Raw genomic sequence first — 15056 nt, forward strand, 5'->3', positions numbered from 1 at the left:
GCCACGACGGCGGGATTCGGCGGTGCCGGACCGGCCGGTGGGTGACCGCGGGCCGGGAGGTCGCTCGCGCCCACGCGGCGGAGCCGCACATCGACACAGCCCCGCGCCCCTGGGTCGGCTGCTCTGCCCGGCGCCTACGCCTTGGTGTCCTCCGGGAGGGAGACCACCCAGTGGGTCTGCTTGCGGGGGCGGAGGTAGAAGGCCCAGTAGAGGGTGGCTGTGGCGGTGATGCCGCCGGTCCACAGGAGGTAGGTGGTCTCCTGCTGGGTGAGGATGTAGGCGAGGACCACGATGAGGAGGACCGGCATCGCGGGCCACAGAGGCATGCGCCAGGCCGGGGTGTGCTTGTGGTGGGCTCGGCGGGAGAGCAGGGCGGCGACGGCGACCAGGAGGTACATGCCCGTCACCGAGACGCCCGTCACGCCGTACAGGGTGTCGAGGTTGACGAAGCAGAGGAGGGCTCCGGGGACACCCACCGCGAGGGTGGCGACCCAGGGGGAGCCGAAGCGGCCCAGGCGGGAGAGGGCGCTGTTGACCCGGTCCGGCCAGGCCTTGTCGCGGGCCGAGGCGAACAGGACGCGGGAGTTCTGGATGACCATGACGATGCCCGCGTTGATGATCGCGAGGGCCACGCAGAGGCTGACGAAGGTGCCGACCGCGGAGTTGGACCAGGCGGTGACCATGGAGCTGATGTCGCCGCCCGTGAGGTCCTTGAGGTCGGAGGCGCCCATGGTGATCGCGGCCACGGGGACCAGGATGATCACCGTGGAGATGGCGAGGGTGGCGAGGACCGTGCGGGCGACGTTGCGGCGCGGGTCCTCCAGTTCCTCGGAGAGGTAGACCGCCGTCGAGAAGCCCTGGGTGACGAAGAGGGCGATGGCGAGGCCGGAGACGACGAGCATCGCGGTGACCGTGGTGGTGTGGCCACCCGTGTCGGCCACCTGCATGGAGGTGAGGCTGCCGACCCCGCGGTGGCTGTGGGAGAAGCCCAGCACGGCCACCACACCCGCCGCGATGACCTCCAGGACCAGGAAGATGCCGGTGATCCAGGCGTTGGCGCGCAGGTCCAGAAGGCCCGCGAGGGTGGCGAGGAGCATCACGCCGGCGCCGGTCATGGCCGGGTCCAGGTGGACGATCGGGGCCAGGTAGTCGGCCGTGCCCATCGCGATCACCGGGGGCACGATCATCACGACGAGGAGGGAGAGGACGAAGACCAGCCAGCCGGCGAGGCGGCCCGCCAGCGTCGAGACCATGGCGTACTCGCCGCCCGCGCTGGGGATCAGCGTGCCCAGCTCGGAGTAGCAGAACGCCACGGCGATACAGAGGAGGGAGCCGATGGCGATCGTGAGGGCGGTGGCGGTCCCGAGGGAGCCGAAGAGGTCGGGGACGACCACGAAGAGCGTGGAGGCCGGTGTGACGCAGGAGAGAGTGAGAAGGGTTCCGCCTACTACTCCGATGGAGCGCTTGAGCGTCTTGGGGCTGTCGGACGCCTCTGTGACGGCGTTCTCGACAGGGCGGAGCGTGTCGGTCATGCGGCGGTTCCGATCGAGTCGTGCGGATGCCTCCGGCGTTGGGCTGTGCTGCATGGAACCCCGACGAAAACCATTGCGTCAATGGCCGTTTACCTTCGGATTCCGCACTCTTAAGGCGAGGGGTGCCGCATCGCTTTCGTAGGAAGAGAGCGAGCGATAGGTCAATCTTCAAAACTTTCCGCTGCATGACCTTGCTTTTGAAGGTCATGCACGCAAAGAACTTAAGTCACCCGTTTCATCCCACCGGAACGAGAACCGCGGCACCACGGGCAAAAAAAGTCGGGGCCGTCCGGTATCCGGACGGCCCCGACAGGGTCAGGCGGTCACGCTCAGTGGTTGCGCGGGAAGCCCAGGTCGACGCCCGCGGGGGCGTCCGCCGGGTCGGGCCAGCGCGTGGTGACGACCTTGCCCCGGGTGTAGAAGTGCGTGCCGTCGTTGCCGTAGATGTGGTGGTCGCCGAAGAGCGAGTCCTTCCAGCCACCGAAGGAGTGGTAGCCGACGGGCACCGGGATGGGCACGTTGACGCCGACCATGCCGGCCTCGATCTCCAGCTGGAAGCGGCGGGCCGCGCCGCCGTCCCGGGTGAAGATCGCGGTGCCGTTGCCGAAGGGGGAGGCGTTGATCAGCGCCACGCCCTCCTCGTAGGTGTCCACGCGCAGCACGCACAGGACCGGGCCGAAGATCTCGTCCTGGTAGGCCTTGGCGGTGGTGGGCACCTTGTCGAGGAGCGAGATGCCGATCCAGTGGCCGTCCTCGAAGCCCTCGACCGTGTAGCCGGTGCCGTCCAGGACGACCTCGGCGCCCTCGGCGGCGGCACCGGAGACGTAGGAGGCCACCTTGTCGCGGTGGACGGCCGTGATCAGCGGGCCCATCTCGGAGGCCGGGTCGTTGCCGGGGCCGATCTTGATCTTCTCGGCGCGCTCGCGGATCTTCGCCACCAGCTCGTCGCCGATCGCGCCCACGGCGACCACGGCCGAGATGGCCATGCAGCGCTCGCCCGCCGAGCCGTAGGCCGCGGAGACGGCCGCGTCGGCCGCCGCGTCCAGGTCGGCGTCCGGGAGGACCAGCATGTGGTTCTTGGCGCCGCCCAGCGCCTGGACGCGCTTGTGGTTGGCGGAGGCGGTGGTGTGGATGTAGCGGGCGATCGGGGTCGAGCCGACGAAGGAGACCGCCTTGACGTCCGGGTGCTCAAGGAGACGGTCCACGGCCACCTTGTCACCGTGCACGACGTTGAAGACGCCGTCGGGCAGACCGGCCTCGGCCAGCAGCTCGGCGAGCTTGAGCGACGCGGACGGGTCCTTCTCGGACGGCTTCAGGACGAAGGTGTTGCCGGTCGCGATGGCGATCGGGAACATCCACATCGGGACCATCGCCGGGAAGTTGAACGGCGTGATGCCCGCGACGACGCCGAGCGGCTGGCGGATCGAGGAGACGTCGACACGGCTGGCGACCTGGGTGGACAGCTCGCCCTTCAGCTGCACGTTGATGCCGCACGCCAGGTCCACGATCTCCAGACCGCGGGCGACCTCACCGAGGGCGTCGGAGTGCACCTTGCCGTGCTCGGCCGTGATCAGCTCGGCGATCGCGTCCCGATTGGCGTCCAGCAGGGCGCGGAAGCGGAACAGGATCTCCGTGCGCTTGGCCAGCGAGGACTGGCCCCAGGTCGCGAAGGCGTCCTTGGCGGCGGCGACCGCGGCGTCGACCTCGTCGACGGACGCGAACGCGACCTTCGTGGTCACCGCGCCGGTGGCCGGGTCGGTGACCGGACCGTAGTTGCCCGACGTGCCGTCGACGGACTTGCCGCCGATCCAGTGGTTGACGATCTTCGTCATGACCGGTTACTCCTTCACAGATGGCGGCGTCGGGTCGAGACGTGCCGTTCGTAGAGCTCACGTGCCTTGACCGCGGCGGATCGGGTCGCGGTCGCGGCCACAGGTACATCCCACCAGGCCTGCGCGGGAGGCGGGCCCGACACAGTGTCGGCCGTTTCGGTCTCCACGTAGACACATGTGGGAGTGTCGGCGGCCCGCGCCTCGGCGAGCGCCGCGCGCAGGTCCCGTACGGTCTTCGCGCGCAGCACCCGCATGCCGAGGCTGGCCGCGTTGGCGGCGAGGTCGACGGGGAGCGGGGCGCCCGTGAAGGTGCCGTCGTCCGAGGGGAAGCGGTACGCGGTGCCGAACCGCTCGCCGCCGACCGACTCGGACAGGCCGCCGATGGAGGCGTAGCCGTGGTTCTGCACCAGCAGCACCTTGATGGCTATCCCCTCCTGCACGGCGGTGACGATCTCGGTGGGCATCATCAGATACGTGCCGTCGCCGACCAGCGCCCACACGTTGCGCTCCGGCGCCGCGAGTTTCACCCCGATGGCGGCAGGTATCTCGTAGCCCATGCACGAGTACCCGTACTCCAGGTGGTACTGGTCGCGCGACCGTGCCCGCCAGAGCCGGTGCAGGTCGCCGGGGAGGGAGCCGGCCGCGTTGATCAGTACGTCCGTCTCGTCGACGAGCGCGTCCAGGACGCCGAGGACCTGTGGCTGGGTCGGCCGGATGTCCGGCTCGTCGGCCTCGTAGCAGGCGTCGACGCGCTGCTCCCAGCGTTCCTTGTCCTCGGTGTACTCGGTGGCGTACGAGTCGGCGGCCCGGTGGCCGCCCAGGGCCTTCCTCAGCTCCGAAAGACCGTTGCGGGCGTCGGCGACCAGCGGCAGGCCGGCGAGTTTGTGGCCGTCGTACGGGGCGATGTTGAGGTTGAGGAAGCGGACGTCCGGGTGCTCGAAGAGGGTGCCGGAGGCCGTGGTGAAGTCGGTGTAGCGGGTGCCGACGCCGATCACCAGGTCGGCGGTGCGGGCGAGTTCGTCGGCGGTGGCGGTGCCGGTGTGGCCGACGCCGCCGACGTCCTGCGGGTGGTCCCAGCGCAGCGAGCCCTTGCCGGCCTGGGTGGACGCGACCGGGATGCGGGTGGCGGTGGCGAACTCGGCGAGGACGGCCTCGGCGCGGCTGTGGTGGACCCCGCCGCCGGCGATGAGGAGGGGGCGGGAGGCGTTCCTGATCGCCCGCACCGCCGCGGCGAGTTCGGCGGGGTCCGCGCCCGGCCGTCGTACGGTCCACACCCGCTCGGCGAAGAACTCCTCGGGCCAGTCGTACGCCTCGGCCTGCACGTCCTGCGGGAGGGCGAGCGTGACCGCGCCGGTCTCGACGGGGTCGGTGAGGACGCGCATGGCGGCGAGGGCGGAGGGGACGAGCTGCTCGGGCCGGTTGATCCGGTCGAAGAACTTCGAGACCGGGCGCAGGCAGTCGTTCACGGACACGTCGGCCGCGTGCGGGACTTCGAGCTGCTGGAGGACCGGGTCGGCGGGGCGGGTGGCGAAGACGTCACCGGGCAGGAGCAGGACCGGGAGGTGGTTGATCGTGGCGAGGGCGGCGCCGGTGACGAGGTTGGTGGCGCCCGGCCCGACGGACGTCGTCACGGCGTGCGTGGCGAGCCGGTTCGACTGACGCGCGTAGCCGACCGCCGCGTGCACCATGGCCTGTTCGTTACGGCCCTGGTGGTACGGCATGTCGTCCGCGTACTCGACGAGCGCCTGGCCGAGGCCGGCCACGTTGCCGTGGCCGAAGATGCCCCAGGTGGCGCCGATCAGGCGGCGGCGCTCGCCGTCCCGCTCGCTGAACTGGACGGCGAGGAAGCGGACAAGCGCTTGCGCGACGGTCAACCGAATCGTCATCGGTAACCCTCCGTATGGTCCGGGTGGAAGCAGATCCGCCACTCCCGCGTCGCACCGGGCCCCGCCATGACGTTCAGGTAGTACATGTCGTGCCCGGGCTGCGCGATCGACGGGCCGTGCCATCCGTCGGGAACGAGCACGGCGTCGCCGGAGCGGACCTCGGCGAGGACGTCCGTACCGCCCTCACGGGAGGGGAATACGCGCTGATACCCCATCCCGTTCGGTCCGTCGATCTCGAAGTAGTAGATCTCCTCCAGCTCCGACTCCTCGCCGGGCCGGTGCTCGTCGTGCTTGTGCGGCGGGTACGAGGACCAGTTGCCGCCGGGCGTGATCACCTCCACGGCGATCAGCTTGTCGCAGTCGAAGGCGCTCGCGGAGGCGAAGTTGCGCACCTGCCGGGCGCTGGTGCCGCTGCCGCGGTCTTCGACGGGGACCTCCGGCGCGGGGCCGTAGCGGGCGGGGAGTCGTCGCTCGCACTTCGCTCCTGCCAGGGCGAAGCGGCCTCCCGCGCCGGAGGCGATCTGGACCTGGGCGTCCCGGGGCACGTACACGAAGTCGGAGACTCCGCTGAACACGCTCTCCCGGCCCAGGATCTGGAACTCGTTTCCCTCTGTTTGCACCGTACAACCGCCCTGCAGCGGAAGCACGATCCACTCACTGTCCCCGGTGGTGAACAAATGCGTTCCCGCCGGGGCCAGTTCGACGATCCTCAGGCTGCTGTGCCCCCAACCGGCCCGCTTGGGGTCGATGTCGAGCGCGTACTGGGCGTTCGCGGTCGAACCCTTGGTGAGATGCAGCTCGTTGGTCGTCATCTTCTCGCCCTCACAGGAGTCCGACGGCGGTGTCCACGGCGGCGGCCACGTCGCCGTCCGCCGGGTACAGCAGCGAGCGGCCGACCACCAGGCCGCGCACGGTGGGGAGTTGGAGGGCGCTGCGCCACTTCTCGTAGGCGCCGTCCTGGTCGTCGCCGACCTCGCCGCCCAGCAGAACCGCGGGGAGGGTGGACGTCTCCATGACCTGGGCCATGTCGTCGGGGTTGTCGGTGACCGGCAGCTTCAGCCAGGTGTAGGCCGAACTCCCGCCGAGGCCCGAGGCGATGGCGATGGACCTGGTGACCGCCTCCGCGGACAGGTCGTTCTTCACCTTGCCCTCGGGGGTGCGGCGGCTGATGAACGGCTCGACGAAGACCGGGAGCCGGCGCGCTGCCATGTCGTCGATGGCGCGGGCGGTGGACTCCAGGGTGGTCAGCGAGCCCGGGTCGTCGTAGTCGATGCGCAGGAGCAGCTTGCCGGCGTCGAAACCGAGGCGCTGTATGTCCTCGGCGCGGTGGCCGGTGAACCGGTCGTCGAGCTCGAAGGAGGCGCCCTGCAGACCACCGCGGTTCATCGAGCCCATGACGACCTTGCCGTCCAGGGCGCCGAGCAGGAGCAGGTCGTCCAGGATGTCGGCGGTGGCGAGGACACCGTCGACGCCGGGCCGGGAGAGCGCCAGGCAGAGCCGTTCCAGCAGCTCGGCCCGGTTGGCCATGGCGAGCCTGTCGCCGCCCACGCCGAGGGCGCCGCGGGCCGGGTGGTCGGCGGCGACGATCATCAGCTTGCCGTCCTCGTTGAGGAGCGGACGGCGGGAGCGCCGGGCGGCCGCCTCGGCGATGGCCTCGGGGTGGTGGGTGCGGGTGTGGACGAGGGCGGAGATGTCCACCTTCACCTGCGGGGCGGAAGCGCCGGCTCCGCCGTCGTGGTGCGCGCCCGTGACGCGGCCGGCCCTCACAGCACCGCTCCGGCGGCGAGCGCGGCGTCGATCTCTTCGCGGGTCGGCATCGCGGAGGAGCACTCCAGGCGGGAGGCGACGATCGCACCGGCCGCGTTGGCGTGCCGCATGATCTTCTCCAGGTCCCAGCCTTCGAGGAGGCCGTGGCAGAGGGAGCCGCCGAAGGCGTCACCGGCGCCGAGGCCGTTGAGGACGTTCACGGGCAGCGGCGGGACCTCGGCGCGGTCGCCGTCGCGGCTGACGGCGAGGACGCCCTTGGGGCCCTGCTTGACCACCGCGATCTCGACTCCGGCGTCGAGGAGGGCCTGAGCGGCGGCCTGCGGCTCACGCACGCCGGTGGCGACCTCGACCTCGTCCAGGTTGCCGACGGCGACGGTGGCGTGCTTGAGCGCCTCGACGTAGAAGGGCCGGGCGGCGTCCGGCCCGCGGCGGGAGCCGCTGATGTCACCGCGCCAGAACATCGGCCGCCAGTCGAGGTCGAAGACGGTGGTGCCGGACTTGGCGCGGTGGGCGAGGGCCGCGAGGGTCGCCGTGCGGCTGGGCTCCTCGCTCAGGCCGGTGCCGGTGATCCAGAAGATCCGGGCGTCCCGGACGGCGTCCAGGTCCAGCTCGTGGGCGTCGATCTCCAGGTCAGGGGCCTTGGGCTGCCGGTAGAAGTACAGCGGGAAGTCGTCCGGCGGGAAGATCTCGCAGAACGTCACGGGGGTGTTCAGGCCGGGGACCGAGGTGACCCAGCGGTCGTCCACGCCGAAGCCCCGGAGGGCCTCGTGCAGGTAGGCGCCGAAGGCGTCCTCGCCGGTGCGGGTGATGACCGCGGTGTTCCGGCCGAGGCGGGCGGCGGCCACCGCCACGTTCGTCGCCGACCCGCCGAGGAACTTGCCGAAGGACGACACCTGGGCGAGCGGGACTCCGGTCTGGAGCGGATAGAGATCCACCCCGATCCGCCCCATGGTGATCAGGTCGTACGCCATCGGCTTCCCTTCGTCATGGCTCTCCCGTGGTTTGTAGTCCGGGACAGGAGGTCGTGTCAATGGTTTGTCCGGACATTCGGACGACGGTATGGAAGCCGAGGCGCCACGACCCTTCCGTGGCTTCGGCAGCCGTAGCACGATGGGGCGATGGCCAGGGGAAGCTGGGAAGTGGTCGCCGGGCAGCCGCATCCGGCACTGCGGCCCGGAGTACTGAGTTACCGCGGGATCCGGCTCACCCTCGATCGTCCCCGGCGCCGCCTTGAGACGCCCATCGGGGCCGCCACTCTTCTTCTCGGGTTCGAGCAGCCCATACGGATCTCGCGTGACGGCCGTCCGCCCGCCACCCTCGTCTGCGTCTGCAACGGCCTCACCACCACGCCTGCCGTCGGCGAGCACGGCGGGCGCATCTCGGGGATCGAGATACTGCTGGAGCCGTGGGCCGCCTTCTCCCTCTTCGGCACTCCGCAGTACGAGTTGGCCAACCGGTCGGTGGATCCCGACGAGTTGCCGCACGTGCTGGGCCAGGGGGTCGGTGAACTCGCCGCCGCTCTCGGCGCCCTGCCCCGCTGGGCGGATCGCTTCCGGCTGCTGGACGACGTGTTGCTGCGGTGGAGCCGGGCCGGTGCTCCGAGGTCGCCGCGGGTGGAGCGGGCGTGGGCGCTGTTGCGGCGGGACTGGGGCGCGGTGCCCGTGCCCCGGCTGGCCGAAGAAGTCGGATGGAGCGTACGGCACTTGGAGAACCGCTTCCGGGAACGGATCGGGCTCGGGCCGAAGGCGGCGGGGCGGGTGCTGCGGCTGCAGCGGGCGGGGCGGATGCTGGCCGCGGGACGGGGGCAGGCGGAGACGGCGGCGGTGTGCGGGTTCTACGACCAGGCGCATCCGAGCGGGGAGTTCAAGGCGATGACCGGGTGCACGCCCGGCGAGTTCGCGGCGGCACGGGCCGCCCCCGCCTCAGCGATGGCGGACCGGATGTCCGGACAGGCGACGAGCCTGGTGCTCGGGCCCGGCGGACGGAGCGCGGTTTTCTCCAAGACCGGCGCGGGCGAGGTCGGGCACCCTGATCGCCGGAGCCGCTGAGCGGGGGAGAGCGGGGGAGCCGACGGGCCGGACCTGGCGCAGCGGGTCCGGCCCGTCCTGCTCGTGCGCGGCATGTCAACACGCCCCGCCGATGAGCCGGCCTGCGCCTGTGCCCCGGCCGTGTCACAAACACCCCACTTGTGTCACACATGTCGCGCCTACGCGGGTTCTCGGTCACACCCGGCCCACAGCCGCTTGCTCACAGTCACTCTCCGTCGTTCACCGGGCACAGGCTTTGTGATCGCCAGCGCAGCGCCCGGCTCCCCCGACGACCGCCTCCGGTCGCCCCCGCGGTGCGCGCAGGGAGGTGCATCCCATGACCGACCGAAGGCTCTGGTCCTACAAGGAGATCGCGGCGCACATCCGGGTGCAGCCGGACACCGTCCGCTCCTACCGAAAGCACGGGCTGCTCCCTCCGCCGGACCATGTCGAGGGCGGCAAGCCCTACTGGTACGCCGACACGGTCCGTGCCTGGGTCGCCTCCCGGCCCCGCAACCGAGGGCGTAGCGACATCTGAACCCCTCTCCCCCTCGCGGGATGCCCCGCCCACCGGGGGCGGGGCGCGCATGCGTCAGGCCCACGGCTCGATGACCGTCACCCCCGCCGCCGGGGCCCCGCCCATCGCCGCCAGGGCCGCCGGGGCCGCGTCCAGGGTGATCGCCGAGGTGACCAGGAGGTCGGGACGGAGAGTGCCGGCGCGGACCAGTTCGAGCATGGCGGGGTAGGTGTGGGCCGCCATGCCGTGGCTGCCGAGGAGCTCCAGCTCCAGGGCGATCGCGCGGGCCAGCGGTAGGGGGGTGTTGCCGTCCGGGGACGGCAGCAGGCCCACCTGGACGTGGCGGCCGCGACGGCGCAGGGAGTGGACCGAGGCGGCCGAGGTGGCCGGTGAACCGAGGGCGTCCAGGGAGAGGTGGGCGCCGCCGGAGGTCAGTTCGCGGACCGTCGCCGCCGGGTCCTCGGCGCCCGTCGCGTCCACGCCGTGGGCCGCGCCGAACTTCCTTGCCAGGTCCAGGGCTTGGCGCGACACGTCGACCGCCACCACCCGGGCCCCCGACGCCGCCGCGATCATCACCGCCGACAGCCCCACGCCCCCGCAGCCGTAGACCGCCACCCACTCCCCCGCCGCGACCCTGCCCTGCTGCACCACCGCGCGGAAGGCGGTGGCGAAGCGGCAGCCCAGACAGGCCGCGGTGGCGTAGGGCAGGTCGTCCGGGATCGCCACGAGGTTCACATCGGCGTGGTCCAGCGCCACGTACTGGGCGAAGGAACCCCAGTGCGTGAAGCCGGGCTGGGTCTGGCGTTCGCAGACCTGCTGGTGGCCGGCCGCGCAGGACGGGCAGCTGCCGCAGGCGCAGACGAAGGGGACGGTGACCCGGTCGCCGGGCTGCCAGGCGGTCACCCCGGCGCCGGCCTCCTCGACCACTCCGGCCAGCTCGTGGCCGGGGACGTGCGGGAGGGTGATGTCCGGGATGTGCCCCGACCAGCCGTGCCAGTCGCTTCGGCAGAGGCCGGTGGCCTCCACACGGACGACCACTCCGTGGCGGGCCGGGCGGGGGTCGGGAACGTCCCGTAACTCGGCAGGGGTGGCGTAGTGGTCATAGACGACGGCTCGCATCGCGAGTGCTCCTTTCGGGGGCTGCGCGAAGGCTAAGCGCTCCGCTGGAAGTGCCGCGATGTGCCGTCTGCCGTCTGCGACGCCGTCGTGGCCGGCCGCGCCCACGCGGCGGAGCCGCAGATTGACACACCCCCGCGCCCCTTTGGGGCGCGTCCAGCTCAGGCGCTTCCGACCGGGGCCGCGTCCGACCGGGGCGCGTCCGATGCGGGCGCGTCCGACGGGGGCGTCTGCTGCTCGGCCTCGCTCAGGCCGAAGCGGTCGTGGAAACGGCGCAGGGGGGCCGGGGCCCACCAGGTCGCCTTTCCTGTCAGGCGCATGATGGCCGGGACCAGGAGGCTGCGGACGACCATCGCGTCCATCAGGACCGCCAGGGCGATGCCGAGGCCCAGCATCTTGGTGTTGGTGACCCGGGAGGTGCCGATCGCCACCATCACCACCGCCAGGATGATCGCCGCCGCGGTGATCAGGCCTCCGGTGCGCTGGAGCCCCAGGCGGACCGCCCTCTCGTGGTCGCCGGTCCTGTCGTACTCCTCCTTGACGCGGGAGAGCAGGAACACCCCGTAGTCCATGGAGAGGCCGAACGCCACGCAGAACATCAGGACCGGGAGCGTGGTCTCGATCGAGCCGGGGCTGGTGAAGCCCAGCACGTTCGAGAGGTGGCCGTCCTGGAAGACCCAGACCACCGCGCCGAACATCGCCGTGAGACTGAGCGCGTTGAGCAGCACCGCCTGGACCGGTATCAGGACGCTGCCCGTGAGGAGGAAGACCAGCAGCAGGGTGACGATCGCGATGATCGCCGCCGCCCAGGGCAGGCGTTCGGCGATGGCGTGCTTGGAGTCGACCAGGACCGCCGCCGTGCCCGTCACCTTCGTGTCGAAGGGGGTGTTCAGCGCGCGCAGCTCGCCCACCAGGCGCTGGGCGCCGTCGTCCACCGACTCGCCCTTCGGCTGCACCGTGAAGTACGCCGCGTCGCCCTTGACCAGGGGTCCGGCCACCGCGGCCACCTCCGGCAGGGCCGCGACCCGCTGCCGGTACGCCGTGTACTGCGCCCGGGTCGCCCCGCCCTCGGCCAGGACTTCGAGGTCGCCGCCGGGGTTGCCCGGGAAGCCGTCCCGGATGTGCTGCTGGACGACGTGGGACTCGGCGCCGGCCGGGAGCTGACGGTCGTCCGCGGTGCCGAACTTCACGCCCAGGAACGGCAGTCCGAGGACGATCAGGAAGGCCGTGGTGGCGACGGCGAAGAGCGGGGCCCGGCGCATCACCAGGGTGGCGGTACGGGCCCAGGCCGTGCCCTCGGCGCCGGAGGGCCGGGCTTCCCGGCCGCCGCGGAACAGCCGGCGCAGGTCCAGCGCGTTGACCCGGTCGCCCAGCAGGATCAGCGCCGCCGGAAGCAGGATCAGGGCGGCCGCCGCGGCCAGCAGGACCACCGCTATGCCGGCGTAGGCGAACGAGCGGAGGAAGTACTGGGGGAAGACGAGCATCGCCGCCAGGGAGACGGCCACCGTCAGGGCCGAGAACAGCACCGTGCGCCCCGCCGTGCGCAGTGTCGTGCCGACCGCCGTCAGCGGGTCGGCGCCCGTGGCCAGCTCCTCGCGGAAGCGGCGGACGATGAAGAGCGCGTAGTCGATGGCCAGGCCGAGACCCAGGGCCGTGGTCAGGTTCATCGCGAAGACCGAGACGTCCGTGAAGGACGTGATGCCGCGCAGGACCGCGTTCGTGCCGAGGATGGCGACGATGCCGATGCCCAGCGGGAGCAGGGCCGCGATCGCGCTGCCGAACACCATCACCAGCAGGACCAGGGTGATGGGCAGCGCGATCAGCTCGGCGCGGGCCAGGTCCTCCTTGATGATCGTCTGCATGTCGCTGCGGACCGCCACCATGCCGCCGACCTTGACCGTCACCGGCCCGTGCGTGCCCCGGTAGTGCGGGGCGATGCGGTCCAGGGTGTCGGCCGCCGCCTTCTCGTCACCGGTGACGCGGGCCGCGATCAGGGCCTCGTGGCCGTCCTCGGCGCGCAGGGACGGCGACCTGGTCTGCCAGTACGAGCCGACGCCCGTGACGCCCTTCTCGCCGGACAGGCGGGTGGCGAGGGCCTTCGCCTCCGCCGCCACGGCAGGGGTGTCCACGGAGCCGCCGCGCGCCTCCACCAGCAGGAGCAGGTTCGGCTGGGAGTCCGGGAACTCGCGCTCCAGCGCCTTGGTCGCGTACGTGGACTCGGCGGCCGGGTCCTCCCAGCCGCCGCTGCCGAGCCGGTCGGCGACCCCGCTGCCGGCCAGCACGGCGAGCGCGGTGATCACCAGGGCGAGCAGCAGCGAGAGCCGGGGCCGGGCGGTCACGAACCGGGTCCAGCCCCCTGGACGGGCCCCGCCTACGGCCTCCGAGGGCTTGTTGACTTCGGTCATCCTGCGGTGTCCCCTTCACCGTGACCACTGCCTGCCCGGTACGCATCCGCTTCGCGCGCAGGGCAGCATGGGTCGGCCATTGCCATCTAGACTGGCAAACACGAGTCGTCGCTCACGTTCCACCAGAATGCGAGCGATCTCTCGCGTTTGTCAATCGCGTTCGACGAGCTGGGGATAACGCGTGCCCGACAAGCCCGACATGTCAGAGCAGCCCGACGGCACGGCCACGGGCAAGGGGCAGCCGCGCAGGCGGCAGGCTCGCGGCGAGCGGCGCATCCAGCAGCTGCTCGAAGCCGCCGCCTCGGTCTTCTGCGCCACGGGCTACACAGCCGCCAGCACCAACGCCATCGCCCGCGAGGCCGGCGTCTCCCCCGGCACGCTCTACCAGTTCTTCCCGAACAAGGAAGCGATCGCGATCGAGCTGGGCGACCGGCTCATGCACGACCTGCGGGACACCTACGGCGAGGCGCTCGCGCCGATCGATCCCGGCACCTCGCTGGCGGACGCGGTCGACGCCACAGTGGACCGCCTCACCGCCTTCAACATCGAGCACCCCGTGTTCTTCGCGCTGATGCACGGCCCCGACGTGCCCGGCGGCATCACCGAGGCCCACGACGCCCTGCACACCAACCTGCTCGGCCGCGTCGAGGAGCTGCTCGCCTCGCTCCTCCCGCCGGACGCCAACAAGGCCCACATCACGCGCACGGCGCATGTCAGCCTCGGCATCTACAAGGCGGGGCTGGAGCTGGTGCTCAGCCACGAGGGCGCCGAGCGCCAGGCGTACGTCCAGGAGATCAAGAACGTACTCACCCGGTACCTCGACCCCCTGGTGGGCGACCGTCTCGGTCACCCCGCCACCTGACCGTCCACCCCCCTGGCACCCCCCAGACTGCGACACGCGGCACATCTGCCTAAAGTGCGGGTAAATCGCCCCGATCCCGAGCCGGCGAGCGCCACCCGTACCCGCAGGAGCACAAGGGGAGCCGCCTTGACCCACTCTCCGCAGTCCGGCCGGCCGCAGGCCCGTATCCCCGGTCCACAGCAGCCGCCACCGCCGTACCCCCGGATCCGCGCCGGCCTGTGGAGGCGCTGCCTCGGCGGTGGGCTCGCCCTGTGGGCGCTGACCGCGGTGGTCACGTACGCGACGAGGAACACCACCCTGCTGCCGACGCTGATCCTGCTCGGCAGCTTTCTCGTCCCGGTCGTCTTCGTGCTGTGGGCGTACGAGCGGCACGGCCGTGACCTCGGGGTCAGTGCGATCCTCGGCTGCTTTCTGACCGGCGGCACGCTCGGGGTGCTGGGCGCCTCGGTGATGGAGTCCTACCTGGTCCGCCCCTCCTGGGGGATGTTCGTCTCGGTCGGCCTCATCGAGGAGGCGGTGAAGCTCGGCGCGCTGGTGTTCGTGCTGCGCCGGCTGCCCGGGATCCGGGGCATGCGGGCCGGGCTGGTGCTCGGCGCCGCCGTCGGCTTCGGCTTCGCGGCCCTGGAGAGCGCCGGGTACGCGTTCAACGCGGCCGTCTCCACCGAGGGCGTCGATCTGCGCGCCCTGATCGAGACGGAGATCCTGCGCGGAGTGCTGGCCCCCTTCGGGCACGGACTGTGGACGGCGATCGCCGGCGGCACCCTGCTCTCCTTCCGGCGCCCCAACGGCCGCTTCCGCCTCACCGCCCCGGTCGTCTCGGCCGGCCTGGGGGTGGCCCTGCTGCACGCCCTGTGGGACTCCACGCACGGCGTCGCGATCTGGCTGGTGGCGCACCTCACGGGTACCGGAATGGATCGCGGGCTGTTCGCCGAGGGGTACATCCCGCGCCCCAGCGCGGCACAGGAGCACCTCTTCGCGGTGTTCTCGGTCGGCCTGCTGGTACTCGTCTCACTGCTCGGGGCCGCCTGGGTGCACTCGCTGGCGCGCCGGGACTCCTCTTGGAGAAATACCCCCTAGGGGTATACTCTGGCGACAGTGGGGCTCCCCCGTGG

General features: G+C 71.5%; 12 protein-coding genes. 4 read left to right on the plus strand and 8 right to left on the minus strand.

The features are described 5' to 3' along the window. Positions 1-134 precede the first annotated feature (134 nt). The 6 genes from OHB00_RS19470 to iolC all read right to left on the minus strand — a co-directional run bounded on the left by OHB00_RS19470 (position 135) and on the right by iolC (position 7988). Complete coding sequence (locus OHB00_RS19470; protein ID WP_406436166.1) at positions 135-1532, minus strand: APC family permease; 1398 nt, start codon at positions 1530-1532, stop codon at positions 135-137. A gap of 329 nt (positions 1533-1861) precedes the next feature. Then, entirely contained in the window at positions 1862-3364 is a 1503-nt protein-coding gene (gene mmsA, locus OHB00_RS19475; protein WP_406436167.1) for a CoA-acylating methylmalonate-semialdehyde dehydrogenase, read from the minus strand. Between the two features lie 14 nt (positions 3365-3378). Next, positions 3379-5250: a 3D-(3,5/4)-trihydroxycyclohexane-1,2-dione acylhydrolase (decyclizing) gene (gene iolD / locus OHB00_RS19480; protein ID WP_406436168.1), complete on the minus strand. Its 1872-nt coding sequence runs from the start codon at positions 5248-5250 to the stop codon at positions 3379-3381. After that, entirely contained in the window at positions 5247-6062 is an 816-nt protein-coding gene (gene iolB, locus OHB00_RS19485; protein WP_406436169.1) for a 5-deoxy-glucuronate isomerase, read from the minus strand. The genes iolD and iolB overlap by 4 nt, the downstream gene beginning before the upstream one ends. Positions 6063-6072: 10 nt before the next feature. After that, positions 6073-6954 carry a deoxyribose-phosphate aldolase gene (locus OHB00_RS19490; protein ID WP_406445872.1) on the minus strand — a complete coding sequence of 294 codons (882 nt, stop codon included), beginning with the start codon at positions 6952-6954 and terminating at the stop codon, positions 6073-6075. Positions 6955-7013: 59 nt separating this feature from the next. Further along, a complete protein-coding gene (gene iolC / locus OHB00_RS19495) occupies positions 7014-7988 on the minus strand; it encodes a 5-dehydro-2-deoxygluconokinase (RefSeq protein ID WP_406436170.1) in 975 nt (324 codons plus the stop codon). Between the two features lie 147 nt (positions 7989-8135). Here iolC and OHB00_RS19500 point away from each other — a divergent pair, with 147 nt between their 5' ends. Together OHB00_RS19500 and OHB00_RS19505 are read left to right on the plus strand one after the other, a co-directional pair. Next, positions 8136-9065 (plus strand): helix-turn-helix domain-containing protein, encoded by a 930-nt coding sequence (locus OHB00_RS19500; RefSeq protein WP_406436171.1) that lies wholly within the window; start codon positions 8136-8138, stop codon positions 9063-9065. A 316-nt stretch (positions 9066-9381) separates the two neighbouring features. Beyond that, on the plus strand, positions 9382-9582 hold the full coding sequence (locus OHB00_RS19505; RefSeq protein WP_406436172.1) for a helix-turn-helix transcriptional regulator: 201 nt from the start codon (positions 9382-9384) through the stop codon (positions 9580-9582). A 54-nt stretch (positions 9583-9636) separates the two neighbouring features. On the opposite strand, the gene OHB00_RS19510 is transcribed toward OHB00_RS19505, so the two are convergent. Then, positions 9637-10680, minus strand: coding sequence for a zinc-dependent alcohol dehydrogenase family protein (locus OHB00_RS19510; RefSeq protein WP_406436173.1), 1044 nt, complete (start codon positions 10678-10680; stop codon positions 9637-9639). A gap of 158 nt (positions 10681-10838) precedes the next feature. Beyond that, a complete protein-coding gene (locus OHB00_RS19515) occupies positions 10839-13082 on the minus strand; it encodes an MMPL family transporter (protein WP_406436174.1) in 2244 nt (747 codons plus the stop codon). Between the two features lie 199 nt (positions 13083-13281). Here OHB00_RS19515 and OHB00_RS19520 point away from each other — a divergent pair, with 199 nt between their 5' ends. Then, positions 13282-13944: a TetR family transcriptional regulator gene (locus tag OHB00_RS19520; RefSeq protein ID WP_406445874.1), complete on the plus strand. Its 663-nt coding sequence runs from the start codon at positions 13282-13284 to the stop codon at positions 13942-13944. A 126-nt stretch (positions 13945-14070) separates the two neighbouring features. Continuing rightward, positions 14071-15021, plus strand: a complete 951-nt coding sequence (locus OHB00_RS19525; protein ID WP_406436175.1) for a PrsW family intramembrane metalloprotease — start codon at positions 14071-14073, stop codon at positions 15019-15021. The last annotated feature ends 35 nt before the right edge of the window (positions 15022-15056 follow it).

Origin of the sequence: Streptomyces sp. NBC_00631, assembly GCF_045206895.1 — a bacterium.
Taxonomy (GTDB): Bacteria; Actinomycetota; Actinomycetes; order Streptomycetales; family Streptomycetaceae; genus Streptomyces.

Excerpts from the sequence above, each read along its gene's own strand:
- OHB00_RS19515 (WP_406436174.1), bottom strand. The coding sequence starts at position 13,082 with ATGACCGAAGTCAACAAGCCCTCGGAGGCCGTAGGCGGGGCCCGTCCA.
- OHB00_RS19510 (WP_406436173.1), bottom strand. The coding sequence starts at position 10,680 with ATGCGAGCCGTCGTCTATGACCACTACGCCACCCCTGCCGAGTTACGG.
- OHB00_RS19470 (WP_406436166.1), bottom strand. The coding sequence starts at position 1,532 with ATGACCGACACGCTCCGCCCTGTCGAGAACGCCGTCACAGAGGCGTCC.
- iolB (WP_406436169.1), bottom strand. The coding sequence starts at position 6,062 with ATGACGACCAACGAGCTGCATCTCACCAAGGGTTCGACCGCGAACGCC.
- iolC (WP_406436170.1), bottom strand. The coding sequence starts at position 7,988 with ATGGCGTACGACCTGATCACCATGGGGCGGATCGGGGTGGATCTCTAT.
- OHB00_RS19505 (WP_406436172.1), top strand. The coding sequence starts at position 9,382 with ATGACCGACCGAAGGCTCTGGTCCTACAAGGAGATCGCGGCGCACATC.
- OHB00_RS19500 (WP_406436171.1), top strand. The coding sequence starts at position 8,136 with ATGGCCAGGGGAAGCTGGGAAGTGGTCGCCGGGCAGCCGCATCCGGCA.
- mmsA (WP_406436167.1), bottom strand. The coding sequence starts at position 3,364 with ATGACGAAGATCGTCAACCACTGGATCGGCGGCAAGTCCGTCGACGGC.
- OHB00_RS19520 (WP_406445874.1), top strand. The coding sequence starts at position 13,282 with ATGTCAGAGCAGCCCGACGGCACGGCCACGGGCAAGGGGCAGCCGCGC.
- iolD (WP_406436168.1), bottom strand. The coding sequence starts at position 5,250 with ATGACGATTCGGTTGACCGTCGCGCAAGCGCTTGTCCGCTTCCTCGCC.